Source organism: Undibacterium sp. Dicai25W, from assembly GCF_049340505.1.
GTDB lineage: Bacteria > Pseudomonadota > Gammaproteobacteria > Burkholderiales > Burkholderiaceae_D > Undibacterium > Undibacterium jejuense.
In genome coordinates this window covers 114,361-130,548 of the sequence record NZ_JBMPOQ010000001.1, presented here as the reverse complement: position 1 = coordinate 130,548, position 16,188 = coordinate 114,361, and the positions used below count along the sequence as shown (strand labels likewise).

Here is a 16,188-nt window from a genome sequence, read left to right as displayed (position 1 = left end):
AATCAAAACATGCTTCTACTTTTCCCACCTTCTGTCGTATCGAGAAAAAGCGAGAGACACAGGATATTGACGCCTGCTATCAAAAAAAAAATGACCAGACGAAGCTGGTCATTTTTTATTAGTTGACGACCTGATTAAGCCACTTTTTGTGGTGCCTTTGCAGTATTGAATTCCGCAATCAAGTTGGCTTCTTTGGTTTTAGCAGCAGCCAGATGACGCTCTTTGACGTGACCGTAACCACGGATATCTTCTGGAATACTTGCCACCGCCACCGCTTTTGCCAAATTATCTGCATTCAACATTGGCAGCAATTTGCTGATCGTTTGCTTGTATTCGACAGGCAATGCGCGTTCCATACGGCGTTCTTCGGTGTAGCCAAAGATATCTAAAGCACCGCCACGCAACGACTTCATGCTGGCAAGTAAGCCAAATGCCTTCATCATCCATGGGCCAAATTGCTGCTTAATCAAATGACCTTGTGCATCACGTTTGGCAAACAATGGCGGTGCCAGATGGAAGTTGATTTCGTAATCGCCTTCAAACATATCGGCAATTTTCTTCTGGAACTTACCATCGGTGTACAGACGAGCAACTTCATATTCGTCTTTGTACGCCATCAGCTTAAACAGATATTTCGCGACTGCTTCAGTTAAACGTAAAGGCTTGCCATCAGCAACTTTGGTTTCGGCAGCTTTGACCTGTGCCACAAAGTCAGCGTATTGCTGTGCATACGACACGTTTTGATAATCAGTCAGGAAAGCAATGCGTTTGTTGATCGTGTCGTCCAGACTTGGCGCACGTTTCAACTCTACCACTTGCGCTGGTGTTACCAAACGTTTTACAGCAGCCAGATCATGTGCTGCCAGACGACCCCAGTTGAATGCTTGTTTGTTGAAATCAATTGATACGGCATTGAGTTCAATAGCACGCATTAATGCCACGCCTTCGAGCGGCACCCAACCTTTTTGCCATGCATAACCGAGGATGAACATATTGGTCGCAATATTGTCACCCATCAGCGCCGTTGCGATCGATGCTGCGTCGATCATATCGACACGGCCTTCACCGCAGGCTTTAACAATATCTTGTTCTGCGGCTTCACCAGGGAATTGCCAGTTCGGGTTTTTAATAAACGTCGAGGTTGGCGTGCCATTGGCGTTGATTGCTGCAAACGTGCGGCCTTCACCCATGCGTGACAATGCATCTTTGCCTGCAGTAACGATCAGATCGCAGCCGATAACCAAATCAGCCATACCAGTACCAACACGTGTCGACTGGATGTCTTCTGCCTTGTCTGCCAGACGCACGTGTGACATCACCGCACCGCCTTTTTGCGCCAGGCCTGTCATATCCAGAACAGAACATGCTTTGCCTTGCAAATGCGCCGCCATCGCCATGATCTGACCGATAGTGATGACACCTGTACCACCCACACCTGTGACCAATACACCAAATGGTACTTCGGTTTTTGGCAAAGTTGGATACGGTAAAGTATTCACATCTAAAGCGTTACCTGCTTCGATCTTCGTTTTCGCAGGCTTTTTCAGCTTGCCACCTTCTACCGTCACAAAACTTGGACAGAAACCAGTCACGCAAGAAAAATCCTTGTTGCATGAAGATTGATTGATCTGACGCTTACGACCGAATTCGGTTTCCAATGGTTCGACGGACAAGCAGTTAGATTGCACTGAGCAATCGCCGCAACCTTCGCACACCGCTTCATTGATCACAGCGCGTTTGGCTGGGTCAGGGAAAGCTGGCTTACCGTTTTTGTCGAATTTTTTCCGGCGGCGGCGTTTTTCTGAGGCGCAGGTTTGATCGTAAATCATCGCCGACACGCCTTTGCACTCACGCAATTCGCGTTGAACGGCATCGAGTTCGGAACGATGGCGCACAGTCACACCAGCAGCCCATGGATAACCGGCTGGATATTTTTCTGGCTCATCAGTCACGACGATAATCGGATTGACGCCCTCAGCAGCGATCTGGCGAGAAATCATGCCAGGATCTAAGGGGCCGTCGAATTCCTGACCACCAGTCATCGCGACGGCATCGTTAAACAGAATTTTGTAAGTGATATTCACATCACCTGAAACCGCCGCGCGAATTGCCAACAAACCTGAGTGGTAATATGTTCCATCACCCAGATTACAGAAGACGTGCTTTTCGTTGGTGAATGAAGCAGCACCAACCCAGGTCACACCCTCGCCACCCATATGGGTAAACGTTGATGTTTCGCGATCCATCCAAGTCACCATGTAATGGCAACCAATACCCGCTAAAGCGCGACTGCCTTCTGGTACTTTAGTAGAAGTGTTGTGTGGGCAACCGGAACAGAAATGCGGGACGCGGTCTTTGTTGGCGTCTGGTTTGCCAACGCTGTTGAGCATTTGCTCTTTGGCTTCCAGATAGGCGACACGTTCTTTGACGCGTTGCTCGACCGGATGTCCGGCGAAGTAGCGGGTAATACGGGAAGCGATCGCACGGGCAATTTGTGCCGGGCTTAATTCGTATGTCGCTGGCAGCAACCATTCGCCATGACCCGAACCATGGACATTGCTCCATTCGCCGGAATCATCGAACTTACCAACGACGCGGGGACGGACTTTGTCTTCCCAGTTGTACAGTTCTTCTTTGAGTGCGTATTCGAGAATCTGACGTTTTTCTTCGACCACCAGAATTTCTTCCAGACCAGTTGCGAATTCGCGCACACCTTCGGATTCTAATGGCCAGGTCATACCGATCTTATACAGACGGATACCGATGTCTTTGGCAACTTGTTCATCAATACCCAAGTCGGCCAAGGCCTGACGGGTATCGAGGTAGGATTTACCGGCAGTGATAATACCGATCTTGGCATTTGGGCTATCCCAGATAATCTGGTTTAGCTTGTTGGCACGCGCATAGGCTAAAGCGGCGTACCATTTGTAGTTGTTCATGCGCGTTTCTTGCGCTAACACCGGATCGGGTGTGCGAATGTTGACACCATCGGCAGGCAATACAAATTCGGTTGGGATCACAGGCTTGACGCGATCCGGATCAATATCGACCACTGCACCAGATTCAACGATGTCGGTCACGCATTTCATTGACACCCATAAGCCAGTGTAGCGGGACAAGGCGATGCCGTGTAAGCCGTAGTCCAGATACTCTTGCACTGTGGATGGATACAAGACAGGAATGCCGCAGGCTTTCAGAATATGTTCACTCTGATGCGCCGCTGTTGAAGACTTAGCCGCATGATCGTCACCCGCAACCACCAATACGCCGCCGTGTTTCGATGTGCCAGCCAGATTCGCATGTTTGAACACGTCACCACAGCGATCAACACCCGGGCCTTTGCCATACCACATCGCAAATACGCCGTCGTATTTTGCACCCGGGAACATATTAACCTGTTGCGTACCCCAGACAGAAGTCGCGGCCAGATCCTCGTTCACACCAGGATGAAATTTAACGTGGTATTTGGATAAATGCTTTTTTGCTTTACCAGCGGTCAGATCGACGTTACCGAGCGGTGATCCGCGATAGCCGCTGATATAGCCAGCAGTATTGAGGCCAGCTTTTTCATCGGCCTGACGTTGCAACATCATCAGGCGAATCAAAGCCTGTGTGCCGGTCATAAAAGCGCGTCCGCGCTCCAAAGTGTATTTGTCGTCCAGACCAATAGAGGTGTCGATCAGCGCCTGCTGTTCGGGCTTAAGGGGTGCGTTCATGGGGTCTCCGTGCTTTTATATTTTCATGCTGCGATGGTTGTTCACAACAAAACAGAATCACCTTGTGGGTGCATCATATACTTTAAATTGTGGGCGCACATTAACATGCTGTATTGTCCGTCCCAATGGACAGTGCAACACAAAAACACCGGTACAGTATGACTGACACTTTATGAAAGTGTACTGGTCATCATGTCTGTTTTTGGACGATATTGCATACAAATGAAGCAATAAATGTTTTTTTAAAAAGATATTTTGCAATTTATAAATTGATGTAACATAACTGTCATGCAGCAATCAATCCAGATTGGGAAACGTCATGCCGCCGTTTTTTCGCTCTATTCAAGGTGCAATCAGTCATCTCTTAGGTACCTTCACGTTACGGACTAAGTTGCTTGCTGTATTTGCGATGATGCTCATCCCAATTTTCTGTGCGAGCATCTTTGTGTTGCAAAGAGTTAACACTGATTTTGAAACTGCCACATCTGAACTACGTGGGCTTACATTTACCGGGCGCCAAATTGATCTGATGATTCAGGTCCAAAAGCATCGTGGTCTGGTTAATTTGAAGTTGGCCGGTGAAAATGTTGATCCTGTATTGGAAAAGATACGTACACTCATCAAAGCCGAAAGTGAACAAGCCAGCCTGGATATAAAGACAGAACCTCACTGGCAACTTTCATCTGATTGGCAGCCAATATACGACGAACTCCAACACCTCGCTGCCGGGCAAATAGCTGCCGATAGTGCTGAAAATATGCTTCAGCACACGACCCTGATCAAACGCTTACAACAACTCATATCACTCACGGCAGAACAAAGTGGTTTAGTACGTGACCCAGCAGCCAATTCGTATTTTTTAGTGGATGCTTCGATTCAAAAACTCCCAGTCTGGATTGAGCAAATTGCACAATTGCGCGGTGTAGGTGCTGGGTATATCAAATCAAAGAATATGCCTCCCGATGGTAAAGCTCGTGTAGCTGCACGCATAGACACCTTACTCATGGCACAGGAAGCCATGGACAATCTGCGTGGATCTTTGCAAAGATCCGGTGAAGCTTTTCCGGCAGAACAGGCAGTTGCAATTCAAGCCAGTCAGGACTTGATAGCAAGTGCCAGAAAAAACCTCCTGGGAGAGGAGATCATAGGTGATGCCAATATTTTCTTTGAACAGGGAACAGCAACGATTAATAAGGCCTTACAACTACAGGAAGGCCTAAGCACGCGCTTGCACACGCTGTTGAGCCAACGTGAAGGCAGACTTGGATTCATCAAACATCTGATTTTTACATTGGTTGCAGTGTTTGGGTTGTTGATCATTTGTTTATTTTCGGTGTTTTATACTAACTTACTCAATGCTGTCGCCGCTCTGGGCGAGTCTGCGAAGGCCGTATCTGCCGGTGATCTGACCAGACAAATCCATCTGGATGGTAAAGATGAACTTGCCCTAACTGGCAAGTTACTGGAAGAAATGAATCTGAATTTATCTTCACTGGTCGCCAACGTGCGCAGTAATGCCCATATGGTTTCCCAAGTCGGGCAAGGCTTAGCGCACAATATCAGCGACCTTTCCGCGCGCACCGAACAACAAGCATCCAGCCTTGAGCAAACGTCGGCGAGTGTGGAAGATCTCGCTGATACCGTCAAAAACAATGCCGACAGTGCGGCACAGGTCGACCGCATGGCATCCAATGTCAGCCTCATTGCTGAATCTGGCGGCGAAACCATGCAACAGGCGGTCAAGTCCATGCAACAGATACAGACTAGTGCGTTAAAAGTACAAGACATTATCAGCATCATTGACGGTATCGCGTTTCAGACTAACATTTTGGCGCTCAATGCGGCAGTAGAAGCAGCCCGAGCGGGTGAACAAGGACGCGGCTTTGCTGTTGTAGCGTCCGAAGTACGCAATCTGGCGCAACGCAGCTCAGCGTCAGCGAAAGAAATTCGATTGCTCATTGACGAATCAGTGCATCAGGTTAAAACTGGCGTTCAGCAAATCAATGACGTTAACCAGACACTCACCGATATCGTCAAAGGCATACGCGATTTGGCGGGTAGCATTAATGAAATATCGATGGCTTCGGTTGAGCAAAGTAATGGGCTAAGTCAAATTTCTGAAGCCTTGAAAAATCTCGACGAGATCACCCAAAGCAATGGTCAAATGGCTGATCATGCCAAGCATGTCGCCATCAATCTGGAAGAACGTGCAAATTTGCTGAGTAACGCAGTCGCTGCGTTTAAGCTACGTCAGGGAACCGCAGATGAAGCATTTGCCTTGGTACAAAAGGCTGTTGCTTTGTATCAACAGATAGGTCAGCGAGCACTCGCCACTATTACGACCAACGCGCAGCATCTCTATGCTGACAAAGATATGTACGTGTTTGCTTTTAATCGTGAGGGTCAGTATCTGGCTTTTGGCGGCAACGCCGAAAAGCTCAAAGTCAATTTATTCAATCTACCTGGCTTAGACGGTCGTCAATTAGTCCAGGATGCCTTCGCCTTACCTGCTGAAGGAGGCTGGGTGGACTATTCAATCACCAACCCGGTTTCCCAAAAAGTGGAACACAAAACCTCGTATATTGAGGCGGTTGCTGAGAATCTTGTCATCGGTTGCGGCATCTACAAAACCTAAGCACAAAGCAGACCCCCAAAAAGAAAAAGGCTACCAGCAAGTGGCAGCCTTTTTTTCATTCGTCAACTAAATTGGCTGACGTTTAGAATGCGTAAGTAACACCAACGCTGTAGTTTTTAGTGTCGCTAGCTGGTTTTTGGAATTCCAGACGTGCGCCAACGTTTGCTGTGAATTGGTATTGAACGCCAACGCCATACAATGCGCCAGATTCCGATTTGGATACGTTGTAACCTGCATAAGTTGCGCTTACTTTGTTGTCGTTATAGCCCAAACGACCAAACACTTGGAATTCCTTAGAAACAGGAATGATACCCAAAGCAGAGATAGAAGCCTGTGTTACGTCAGCGGAAACAGGGCCTACGTTGACTTTAAACAGGTGACGGTAGCCAACTTCAGCTGCGAAGTTTTGATTGAATTTGTAACCAGCAAATGCGCCGTAGCTAGTTTTGTCGCCGGACAAACTATCGATCGTTGTGGAACCAACATCAGCACCAACGTAGAAAGGTGTTGCTGTTTGTGCTTGAGCGGAGATAGACAGAGCGGCGATAGCAACTGCAATGCTTAATTTTTTCAACATCATAGACCTTGTAATTATCAATTAATTAACATAAAAAATTCGAGGTCGAATCTTACAATCTAAACCAGGGCTTTATCAAACAGTTTTTAACAATTTTGTTGTTTTACAACAAATGACAAACCTGGAAAAGGTCAGTACAAACGCCCTCTGACGAATTCCCTTAGTGGCTTTCGTCTGGCGACGTATCCCGCGATATAATGTCAATATGAAACTCAAATTCACCAAAATGCACGGCGCAGGTAACGACTTTGTCGTGATCGACGCCATTAATCAGGATATCCAGTTCACACCGGAACAATGGAAGCAGATTGCTGACCGCCGCTTCGGTATTGGTGCGGATCAAATTCTGGTGGTCGAGCGTCCACAACAGCCGGACGTCGATTTCCGTTACCGTATTTTTAATGCCGATGGTGGCGAAGTTGAGCAATGTGGTAATGGCTCACGCGCGTTTGTCCGTTTTGTAATTGAAAAAAAGTTGACGGACAAACGCAACATTCGCGTCGAAACCATGAGCGGCATCATAGAACCACGCATGGAAGCGGACGGTAGCATCACGGTCGATATGGGTGCGCCGATACTGGAACCGATCAAAGTTCCATTTGATGCAACCGGGCTCCATGGGGTAGCGCTAGCGGACGATATCTTGTGGCCGATAGAAATCAACGCAAAATCCTGTTTGTTTTCTGTGGTGTCTATGGGCAATCCTCACGCGGTGCAAGTGGTTGAGCACCTCGACAGCTATCCAGTCGCTAACGAAGGGCCAGAAATTGAACACCATGTTCGCTTCCCACGTCGCGTCAATGCTGGCTTTATGCAAATCAATGACCGTCAGCATATTTCCTTGCGCGTATTCGAACGTGGCGCGGGCGAAACACTGGCTTGCGGCACTGGCGCCTGTGCAGCCGTGGTGGCGGGCATACGCCGTGGCTTGCTCGATAGCCCGGTTCGTGTAACTATGCACGGCGGTGAATTGTTAATTGCATGGCAAGGTGCAGGAAAACCTGTCATGCTAAGTGGGCCGGCCGTCACGGTCTTCGAAGGCGAAATTAATCTCTGATCAAAGTAATTAATGAATTCAACTGACATCGCAACGTATCTGATCCAGCATCCGCATTTTTTTGAAGAACATGCAGAATTGCTGAGCTCTATTAAACTCACCAGCCCGGTCATGGGTCGCGCTATTTCGCTGCAAGAACGGCAAATGGAAGTGGTACGCGAAAAATACCGTGCATTAGAATTAAAACTCGCCGATTTGATGCGTCATGCTGACGAGAATCTCGACATTACCAAAAAATTTCAAGTGTGGACGCGCACCCTCCTGCTGGCACGCAATGATGTTGATTTGCCTTTCATTTTGACACAAGGTCTGCAGGACATTTTTGCTTTACCACACGCTACGCTGCGCTTGTGGGGCGTCGCGCCTGAATTTACGCATACCTGGTTCTCCGAACCTGCCAGCGAAGATTCCATGCTGTTTGCCAAAGGTTTAAAAACTCCTTTCTGCGGCGCTAATCAGGATTTTGAAGCGGCCAGCTGGATCGATGCCAGCGAACCAGTGCGGTCTTTGGCCATGTTGCCTTTACGTTTATCTGCAACGTCGCCAACCTTTGGCTTATTGGTATTAGGCTCACCTGATCCGGCACGTTATACCAAAGATATGGGTACTGATTTCCTGATCAAAATTGCGGATACCACCAGTGCCGCATTAGCTTGCCTGATCGATCAATAAACGCAACGCGGCACATGCTCATGAGTAACCAAAACGCCCATTCTGAAATAACAAGGGATGGGTGTGATGAACATTCTGCGGATAATGCCTGTATCAACGACTATCTGGAAGTTTTGCGCAGTCAGCGCCAACTTTCACCGCATTCAATTAGCGCCTACCAGCTTGATTTGCAAGAATTACAGCAGCTCGCCGGCACACAAGGGCTGGTAAGTCTCGAAACCAAACATATACGCCGTTTCACCTCTCAATTGCATGCGCGTGAGCTTAATCCGCGCAGCATTGCACGCAAACTATCGAGCTGGCGTGGCTATTACCATTGGTTGATGGAACAACATGGCTTAGCCAGCAACCCGGTTGAGGGCATACGCGCACCGAAAAAGAATAAACCCTTACCAAAGGCACTTGGCGCGGATGATGCAGTACGCCTCGTATCGCAAGGTAGCCCAGATCAGGCGACGCCGTTGGCAAATCGCGCTATGTTTGAACTTTTGTATTCCAGTGGTTTGCGGGTCTCAGAATTGATCGGTTTAGACATCCAATTTATTCACGAAGGTAACTACAGTTCCGCTGGTTGGGTCGATCTTGAAGAAGCCGAAGTTCATGTCACAGGTAAAGGCAACAAACCGCGTATCGTTCCGGTTGGTGGCCCAGCAATCCAGGCATTGCGGGAATGGATAGCGATCCGTGGCAGCTTGCTCAAAGCAGATCCTCATCCACTGTTTTTAACCGGACGTGGTACCCGTATGTCAGCACGATTGGTGCAACTGCGCATTAAAGCACATGCTCAAAGTCTGGACATCCCAGCCAATGTGCATCCACACATGTTGCGTCATTCGTTTGCTTCGCATGTGTTGCAATCCTCGGGTGACTTACGCGCGGTACAAGAAATGCTCGGACATAGCTCAATTGCCGCAACACAAGTCTATACATCGCTGGATTTTCAGCATCTGGCGAAGGTCTACGATGCCACCCATCCACGCGCAAAGAAATAAGATACTCCCCCGTCATTTTTTATTTTTATGCCATTTGTCATTGTGAATGCAATGGCATTTTTTTATACTCCTACCTAGTATATATTAAACACCCGTCAACACCACTCCCCGATATCAGTACACTGGCCTCAGGTTCGCCGCTGCGGTTAAGTCAAAACGTTGAGGAGAATATAGCCATCTTTTGCAACTCAATTGCATTTTGATGCATAATATCCGCCTGACCCAAAAGCACATGGATAATGAAAACCGAACCTAAGCAGACGCTTTCCAACGAAGATCTTCCCGCAGCAAACATGCTGGAAGCAAGCGGCGTGCGTGCAACATTTGCTCGACGTCAGGTTCTGGCAGTATTACTGGGCAGCAACCGCGCCATGTCGCATCTGGATGTGCAAGCAGCACTACCAGCCATGGACAGAGTCACGCTGTACCGCGCTCTCGATTGCCTGACCGATGCTGGCATCGCACATAAAATTTCCGGGGATGACAGAGTTTTTCGCTACAACACCGGCAAAGAACAGCCTATGCACGGACACCAGGCGAACCCACAACATGCCCACGGGCATTTCAAATGCACCCGCTGTAGCCGCGTGTTTTGCCTCGACGATGATTCACACCACAACATCATGACCAAACCGTGGCAAACCAAGCTAGAAAGTTCACTAGAAACAACGCTGGGCGCTGGTTTTCAAAGCCACGAAATAGAACTGACAATTAAAGGCTGGTGCGCCGATTGCGCACAATAGCTCTCACATAATGCACTCACCAAAAAGACAATACCTATGGCACTGATACCAACCACCATCCTGACTGGTTTTTTAGGCGCAGGAAAAACCACGTTATTGAATCGTATTCTGCAAGAAAATCACGGCTTCAAAATTGCGGTCATTGAGAATGAATTTGGCCAGGAAAACATTGACAATGAAATCCTGGTCCAGGATAGCAATGAGCAAATTATCGAAATGAATAATGGCTGTATTTGCTGCACGGTACGTGGTGATCTGATCGTCGCCTTGTCCAAACTGGTACAACAAAAAAATGAAGGCAAAATTGATTTTGATCACGTGATCATTGAAACCACCGGACTCGCGAACCCTGGTCCAGTCGCTCAAACTTTTTTTGTCGATGAAGAAGTTGGTACCTACTACATGCTCGATGCGGTGGTCACGGTCGTTGATGCGCGTCATGCTATGCAACAATTGGACGCACATGAAGAAGCACAGCGCCAGGTTGGCTTTGCGGACAAAATCCTACTGTCCAAAACCGATTTGGTAGAAGCTGCTGAGGTCGCCACCTTGCGCAGCCGCTTAACGCGCATGAACCCGCGTGCACCGATTGCAGCCGTTGATTTCGGTAAGATCGCAATTGCCGAAGTGCTGGATCTGAAGGGTTTCAATTTAAATGCCAAATTAGATCTGGATCCGGATTTTTTACGTGCCGAAGAAGCAGAACATGCGCATGATCATGAGCACGACCACGAACATTGCGATGCCGACTGCCAACATGAACACCATGCGCATGAGGATCACAGCCATCAGAATCACCATCACTCGCACCACACGGATGACATCGCCGCTTTTGTATTTAAAAGTACGCGCCCATTCAATACCGGACAACTCGACGAGTTTCTCGGCGGCTTAGTTCAGGTGTTCGGCCCCCGCATGCTGCGCTACAAAGGTGTGTTGTATATGCAAAACGCTGACAGAAAAGTGATTTTCCAAGGAGTTCACCAAATTATGGGGACAGATGTCGGTATGAAGTGGGGCGATGATGAAATAAAAGAAAGTAAAATCGTCTTTATTGGGAAAAATCTGCCAAAAGAGATATTTATTCAAGGTTTAGAGCATTGTTTGGTATAAACTATCGGGCTACTGATAATAGGTATTGTCTGTTGGACAAGTGACAATCTTTACAATATCATTGCGATTGTCAGTAAGGGGAGGATAATTATCTAAGATGAATGTTCATTTTAGATTTTTTCTACGTATTAACCCGTTGTATCGAAAGTAAGCGAAGTGGCAACTAAATCACCTAAATCGACTGCTACAGTCAGCGCCCCCGAAGCTCTGCTCACCGAGGAACAAATCCTCGCGATGGGAGAGAAGGATTATATGAACGCTGCACAACTGGCATTTTTCAAGGCCCGTTTGCAGCAGCTTGAAAAGGATTTATTGAAGAATGCCGATGAAACGACCGAGCATCTTCGTGAAACTGTGCTGGTGCCAGACCCGGCCGACCGCGCAACGATAGAAGAAGAGCATGCTCTGGAACTGCGCACGCGCGACCGTGAGCGCAAGCTTCTGAAAAAAGTACAACAAGCGATCGCCAGCATTGACGAAGGCGATTATGGCTGGTGCGAAGAAACTGGCGAACCTATCGGTGTTCCACGCTTGCTCGCACGTCCAACTGCAACGCTGTCACTGGAAGCGCAGCAACGACGCGAAATGAAACAAAAGCTGTACGGCGATTAATTTTCGGCATCTTTATGCCGTCAAAATTGATGGCAGTTTTAATAAAAAAAGCGCGACCTCAGTCGCGCTTTTTTTTATTTACGCGTGGAACCGCTACATCAATGCGCTGTAAATACCCACCAAACCAACGAAAAAAATGTTGGAAAAAACCCAAAAACCTTATAGAAGTTATATTTTCCGACGGAAATAATGTTACCAATTGTAATGGTCTGTTTTCTTAGAATTTTCCCACTATTGGCGCGAAAAAAAGGAATCTTTTGTTTTTCTCGAAAAATCATTATAAATACAGATGAAATTCTTCGAATACAGTATTTTTAAATACTCTCAGGCAATCCTTCGCTTTCCCCTTTTATAAAAATGGTTAAAGCTTGTATCTGCCGCTTACAATTGATACTAAAATCAGAATATACTTAAACCTTGTCAATTTACTGCCGTTTTTTTGGCGTCAATTATTTTCGGGAATACAGTGGGGATTTTTTCTCTTTTTGGTAAAAAAGGTGGCAGGAAAGAAGATCACTCCACCGAGAAATCTTCTGCCAGGAAAACTCGTTCTAAATCTGCGAACACGGTCATTACCGGCTTCCAGGATAGCGAGATCTTTACCAATTCTATCATCGCTCAACGTCACATCGCGCGCGCCACCGAACGCAAGATTGACGCGATTGAGTTTGAAATGTCGCGCGACATCGTTAAAACTCGCCCACCGGCAGTTAGTAAATTAGGCATTCCAAAAGCAGTCGGCAAATTAAGCGAAAATAGTCGTTACGACATCACTGAAACTACGCAACCATTTGGTGTGAGACCATCCGCGGTAGAATTTCAAACGACCCTGCCGATGACGATGCCAACCGACTATCTGCTCGGCCATCATTCAGAAATGTCGGGCGCTGCGGTTTCATATAGCGAATCCGTACCGGTACTCGAAGAAGCAGCGATCCTGTTCGCCAGCGGTCAAAATGATGTCGCTGAGCAAATGCTCAACGCTGCCGTTCACCACCAGAATTTAAGTTCAGCCACTGAAATTGGCTGGCAAATGCTGTTTGATTTGTATCGCATTACCAATAATCAGCACAAGTTCGAGAGCCTCTCTCTGGACTATGCGAACAAATTTGAAACCTCGCCGCCTCTTTGGCCGGAGAACAACGGGTTCGTGAATACAGATACCCTTTCCGAAGCAAATGGCGTGACGCCAAGTATTATGTTTCCGCCAAAACTCGATAGCGGGATCGTCAAAGTACTTGAAAAAATGCAGCAAACAAGTGCAAAGAGCCAATCCCTGCGTTTAGATTTCAGCCGCATTAAAGAAGTTGATCCTATCGGTTGTGGTTTGTTATTACGCAGTCTGAAAAACCTGAAAAAGACCGGCCACGATCTGATGTTGGTCAGCGCACAAGATCTGGCGGAAAAAATTCGCTCGATATTGCAGGTTGGCAGACGTGACGAAACTGAAGCCCCGTGGCTTTTGTTGCTTGAGATACTGCAATTGCTTCACTTTGAACGTGCGTTCGAAGAAGCAAGTATGGATTACTGCATCACGTTTGAGGTGTCGCCACCTTCATTTGAAGCCCCAAAAGTGAATGTCACCAGCTCCTTCCCTGAGATCAAGGCATCAGCCGAGGAAGAATACGCCGATCGATTCATGATGCCCGCTTCTATCGAAGGACGGGTTGAACCTTTGATCAACCAAATTTCAGACAAAGCTGAACATTTAAATCCTCTGGTACTTGATTGTTCTAAGCTGGAGCGCGTTGAATTTAGCGCCTCTGCAGAATTACTCAATGGGTTGGCCCCCATCGCCGCCAAACGCGGTATGTCGATCGAATTCAGAGAAGTGAATTACCTTGTCATGATGCTCTTTAATGCCATGGGCTTAAAAAATATCGCCAGCATTACCCTGCGCAAACATTAAAACGCGTTCGCTATCCTCATCTTGTAATTCTTCGGAAGCACCCCATTTTCTTTGAAGTCTGCTTGCGCAATGAGCGCAACCTCCTTGCATTTGTTTTCATTCGAACAAGTGCAGGTTTCAAATTTGCATGAGGAATACATGGAACAATTTCACGGCACCACCATTTTGACGGTACGACGCGGTAATGTCGTCGCCTTAGGCGGCGATGGTCAGGTTACTCTGGGCAATATCGTTATGAAGGGCACAGCGCGCAAAGTGCGCAAGCTGTATCACAACAAAGTACTAGCCGGTTTTGCCGGCGGCACTGCTGATGCTTTTACTCTCATCGAACGTTTCGAATCAAAATTAGAAAAGCATCAGGGTCATCTGATGCGCGCCTCCGTCGAGTTAGCTAAAGACTGGCGTACCGACCGCATGTTGCGCCGTTTAGAAGCAATGTTACTGGTCGCTGATAAAGACACCACGTTAGTGATCACCGGCAATGGTGACGTCTTAGAGCCTAACCAAGGTATTGGTGCAATCGGCTCCGGTGGCACATTTGCCCAGTCAGCCGCCATCGCCCTGTTTGAAAATACCGATTTATCACCCGTTGAAATCGTCAAGAAGTCGCTGACTATCGCGGGTGAATTATGTATTTACACCAACTTATCACACACGATAGAAACGCTGGAATAGTGCAAACGTACCAACGTACAACGCGCTAATAGCGATCTTTAATCACCAGATTTTGCAAAAAACACTGCCCGCCACGACAAAAAGCGCGGAAAGTGCAAAGAAGCAGATAGGAATAATCATGAACATGACTCCGCAAGAAATTGTTTCCGAACTTGATAAACATGTCGTCGGACAAGCCAAAGCCAAACGTGCCGTCGCCATTGCGCTGCGTAACCGCTGGCGCAGACAGCAGGTGCAAGAACCCCTGCGTCACGAAATCACCCCCAAAAACATTCTGATGATAGGCCCAACCGGCGTAGGTAAAACCGAGATTGCACGTCGTCTGGCAAAACTCGCCGATGCGCCTTTCATCAAAATCGAAGCAACCAAATTTACAGAAGTAGGTTATGTCGGTCGCGACGTTGACACCATCATTCGTGATCTGGTTGATATCGGCATCAAACAAACACGTGAAGCAGCGACGCGTAAAGTTCGTGCGCGTGCTGAAGACGCGGCAGAAGATCGCATCCTCGATATCCTGCTGCCACCACCACGTGATTTTGGCATTCACCCAGAAAATACCGAAGCTGCGCCAGCGGACAACACCACCCGCCAGACTTTCCGTAAGCGCCTGCGCGAAGGTGCAATGGACGATAAAGAAATCGAAATTGAAGTCGCCGAGCCAGTCACCCACATGGAAATCATGGCGCCACCGGGCATGGAAGAAATGACCGAGCAAATCAAAACCATGTTTTCTGGTATGGGTAACGGTAAGAAAAAGTCCCGTAAGCTGAAAATCAAAGAAGCATTAAAACTCTTGACCGAAGAAGAAGCGGGCAAGATGGTCAATGAAGAAGAGTTAAAACAAGAAGCGATCCGCAACGTGGAACAAAACGGTATTGTGTTTTTGGATGAAATCGACAAGATTGCGTCACGCTCGGATGTCGGCGGCGCGGAAGTCTCACGCGCTGGTGTGCAACGCGATTTGCTGCCGCTGGTCGAAGGTACCACCGTCAATACTAAATACGGCATGATCAAAACCGATCATATTTTATTTATTGCTTCTGGTGCTTTCCATCTGGCGAAGCCATCCGATCTGATTCCTGAATTACAGGGGCGCTTTCCTATCCGCGTCGAATTGGAATCCTTATCCGTGGCTGATTTTGAACGTATTCTGACGGGTACCGACGCTTGTCTGACACGTCAATATCAGGCTTTACTGGCGACCGAAGATGTGACTATCGAGTTTTCACCTGCAGGGGTGGAACGTTTGGCTGGTATTGCCTATTCCGTCAATGAAACCACGGAAAACATCGGTGCCCGTCGTTTGTACACAGTGATGGAAAAACTGTTGGAAGAAATTTCTTTCGACGCCCATCAAAACAGTGGCAAGACGATTACCATCGACGCTGAATATGTTGATCAACGCCTGCAAGCTTTGTCTGTGAACGAAGACTTGTCGCGCTACGTACTGTAAGCATCTCGGGTAACACATTTGCGAGTTTCAC

12 protein-coding genes are annotated in these 16,188 nt (G+C 47.6%); 10 read left to right on the top strand and 2 right to left on the bottom strand.

The features are described 5' to 3' along the window. Positions 1-134: 134 nt before the first annotated feature. Positions 135-3,716, bottom strand: a complete 3,582-nt coding sequence (locus tag ACO0KY_RS00615) for an indolepyruvate ferredoxin oxidoreductase family protein (RefSeq protein ID WP_423043411.1) — start codon at positions 3,714-3,716, stop codon at positions 135-137. 319 nt (positions 3,717-4,035) lie between these two features. On the opposite strand from ACO0KY_RS00615, the gene ACO0KY_RS00610 reads away from it, so the two are divergent. Next, positions 4,036-6,351, top strand: a complete 2,316-nt coding sequence (locus ACO0KY_RS00610) for a methyl-accepting chemotaxis protein (protein ID WP_423043409.1) — start codon at positions 4,036-4,038, stop codon at positions 6,349-6,351. An 82-nt stretch (positions 6,352-6,433) separates the two neighbouring features. On the opposite strand, the gene ACO0KY_RS00605 is transcribed toward ACO0KY_RS00610, so the two are convergent. Further along, positions 6,434-6,928, bottom strand: a complete 495-nt coding sequence (locus ACO0KY_RS00605) for a porin family protein (RefSeq protein WP_423043407.1) — start codon at positions 6,926-6,928, stop codon at positions 6,434-6,436. A 205-nt stretch (positions 6,929-7,133) separates the two neighbouring features. Here ACO0KY_RS00605 and dapF point away from each other — a divergent pair, with 205 nt between their 5' ends. The 9 genes from dapF (at position 7,134) to hslU (ending at position 16,157) form a co-directional block, all read left to right on the top strand. After that, complete coding sequence (dapF, locus tag ACO0KY_RS00600; protein ID WP_186912761.1) at positions 7,134-7,985, top strand: diaminopimelate epimerase; 852 nt, start codon at positions 7,134-7,136, stop codon at positions 7,983-7,985. 12 nt (positions 7,986-7,997) lie between these two features. Continuing rightward, a complete protein-coding gene (locus ACO0KY_RS00595) occupies positions 7,998-8,657 on the top strand; it encodes a DUF484 family protein (protein WP_423043405.1) in 660 nt (219 codons plus the stop codon). A gap of 20 nt (positions 8,658-8,677) precedes the next feature. Then, on the top strand, positions 8,678-9,649 hold the full coding sequence (locus ACO0KY_RS00590; RefSeq protein WP_423043403.1) for a tyrosine recombinase XerC: 972 nt from the start codon (positions 8,678-8,680) through the stop codon (positions 9,647-9,649). 239 nt (positions 9,650-9,888) lie between these two features. Then, positions 9,889-10,392 (top strand): Fur family transcriptional regulator, encoded by a 504-nt coding sequence (locus tag ACO0KY_RS00585; RefSeq protein WP_423043401.1) that lies wholly within the window; start codon positions 9,889-9,891, stop codon positions 10,390-10,392. A gap of 36 nt (positions 10,393-10,428) precedes the next feature. After that, a complete protein-coding gene (locus ACO0KY_RS00580) occupies positions 10,429-11,505 on the top strand; it encodes a CobW family GTP-binding protein (RefSeq protein ID WP_186912758.1) in 1,077 nt (358 codons plus the stop codon). Positions 11,506-11,712: 207 nt separating this feature from the next. Continuing rightward, positions 11,713-12,117 carry an RNA polymerase-binding protein DksA gene (dksA, locus tag ACO0KY_RS00575; protein WP_186912830.1) on the top strand — a complete coding sequence of 135 codons (405 nt, stop codon included), beginning with the start codon at positions 11,713-11,715 and terminating at the stop codon, positions 12,115-12,117. Positions 12,118-12,583: 466 nt separating this feature from the next. Continuing rightward, positions 12,584-14,026 (top strand): STAS domain-containing protein, encoded by a 1,443-nt coding sequence (locus tag ACO0KY_RS00570; protein WP_423043398.1) that lies wholly within the window; start codon positions 12,584-12,586, stop codon positions 14,024-14,026. 138 nt (positions 14,027-14,164) lie between these two features. Continuing rightward, a complete protein-coding gene (gene hslV, locus ACO0KY_RS00565) occupies positions 14,165-14,701 on the top strand; it encodes an ATP-dependent protease subunit HslV (protein WP_186884391.1) in 537 nt (178 codons plus the stop codon). Between the two features lie 118 nt (positions 14,702-14,819). Continuing rightward, on the top strand, positions 14,820-16,157 hold the full coding sequence (gene hslU / locus ACO0KY_RS00560) for an ATP-dependent protease ATPase subunit HslU (RefSeq protein ID WP_423043396.1): 1,338 nt from the start codon (positions 14,820-14,822) through the stop codon (positions 16,155-16,157). Positions 16,158-16,188: the final 31 nt, after the last annotated feature.

Coding starts and splice junctions, on each gene's coding strand:
- ACO0KY_RS00610 (WP_423043409.1), top strand. CDS start 4,036: ATGCCGCCGTTTTTTCGCTCTATTCAAGGTGCAATCAGTCATCTCTTA.
- ACO0KY_RS00605 (WP_423043407.1), bottom strand. CDS start 6,928: ATGTTGAAAAAATTAAGCATTGCAGTTGCTATCGCCGCTCTGTCTATC.
- dapF (WP_186912761.1), top strand. CDS start 7,134: ATGAAACTCAAATTCACCAAAATGCACGGCGCAGGTAACGACTTTGTC.
- ACO0KY_RS00590 (WP_423043403.1), top strand. CDS start 8,678: ATGAGTAACCAAAACGCCCATTCTGAAATAACAAGGGATGGGTGTGAT.
- ACO0KY_RS00595 (WP_423043405.1), top strand. CDS start 7,998: ATGAATTCAACTGACATCGCAACGTATCTGATCCAGCATCCGCATTTT.
- ACO0KY_RS00615 (WP_423043411.1), bottom strand. CDS start 3,716: ATGAACGCACCCCTTAAGCCCGAACAGCAGGCGCTGATCGACACCTCT.
- ACO0KY_RS00585 (WP_423043401.1), top strand. CDS start 9,889: ATGAAAACCGAACCTAAGCAGACGCTTTCCAACGAAGATCTTCCCGCA.
- ACO0KY_RS00580 (WP_186912758.1), top strand. CDS start 10,429: ATGGCACTGATACCAACCACCATCCTGACTGGTTTTTTAGGCGCAGGA.
- hslV (WP_186884391.1), top strand. CDS start 14,165: ATGGAACAATTTCACGGCACCACCATTTTGACGGTACGACGCGGTAAT.
- hslU (WP_423043396.1), top strand. CDS start 14,820: ATGAACATGACTCCGCAAGAAATTGTTTCCGAACTTGATAAACATGTC.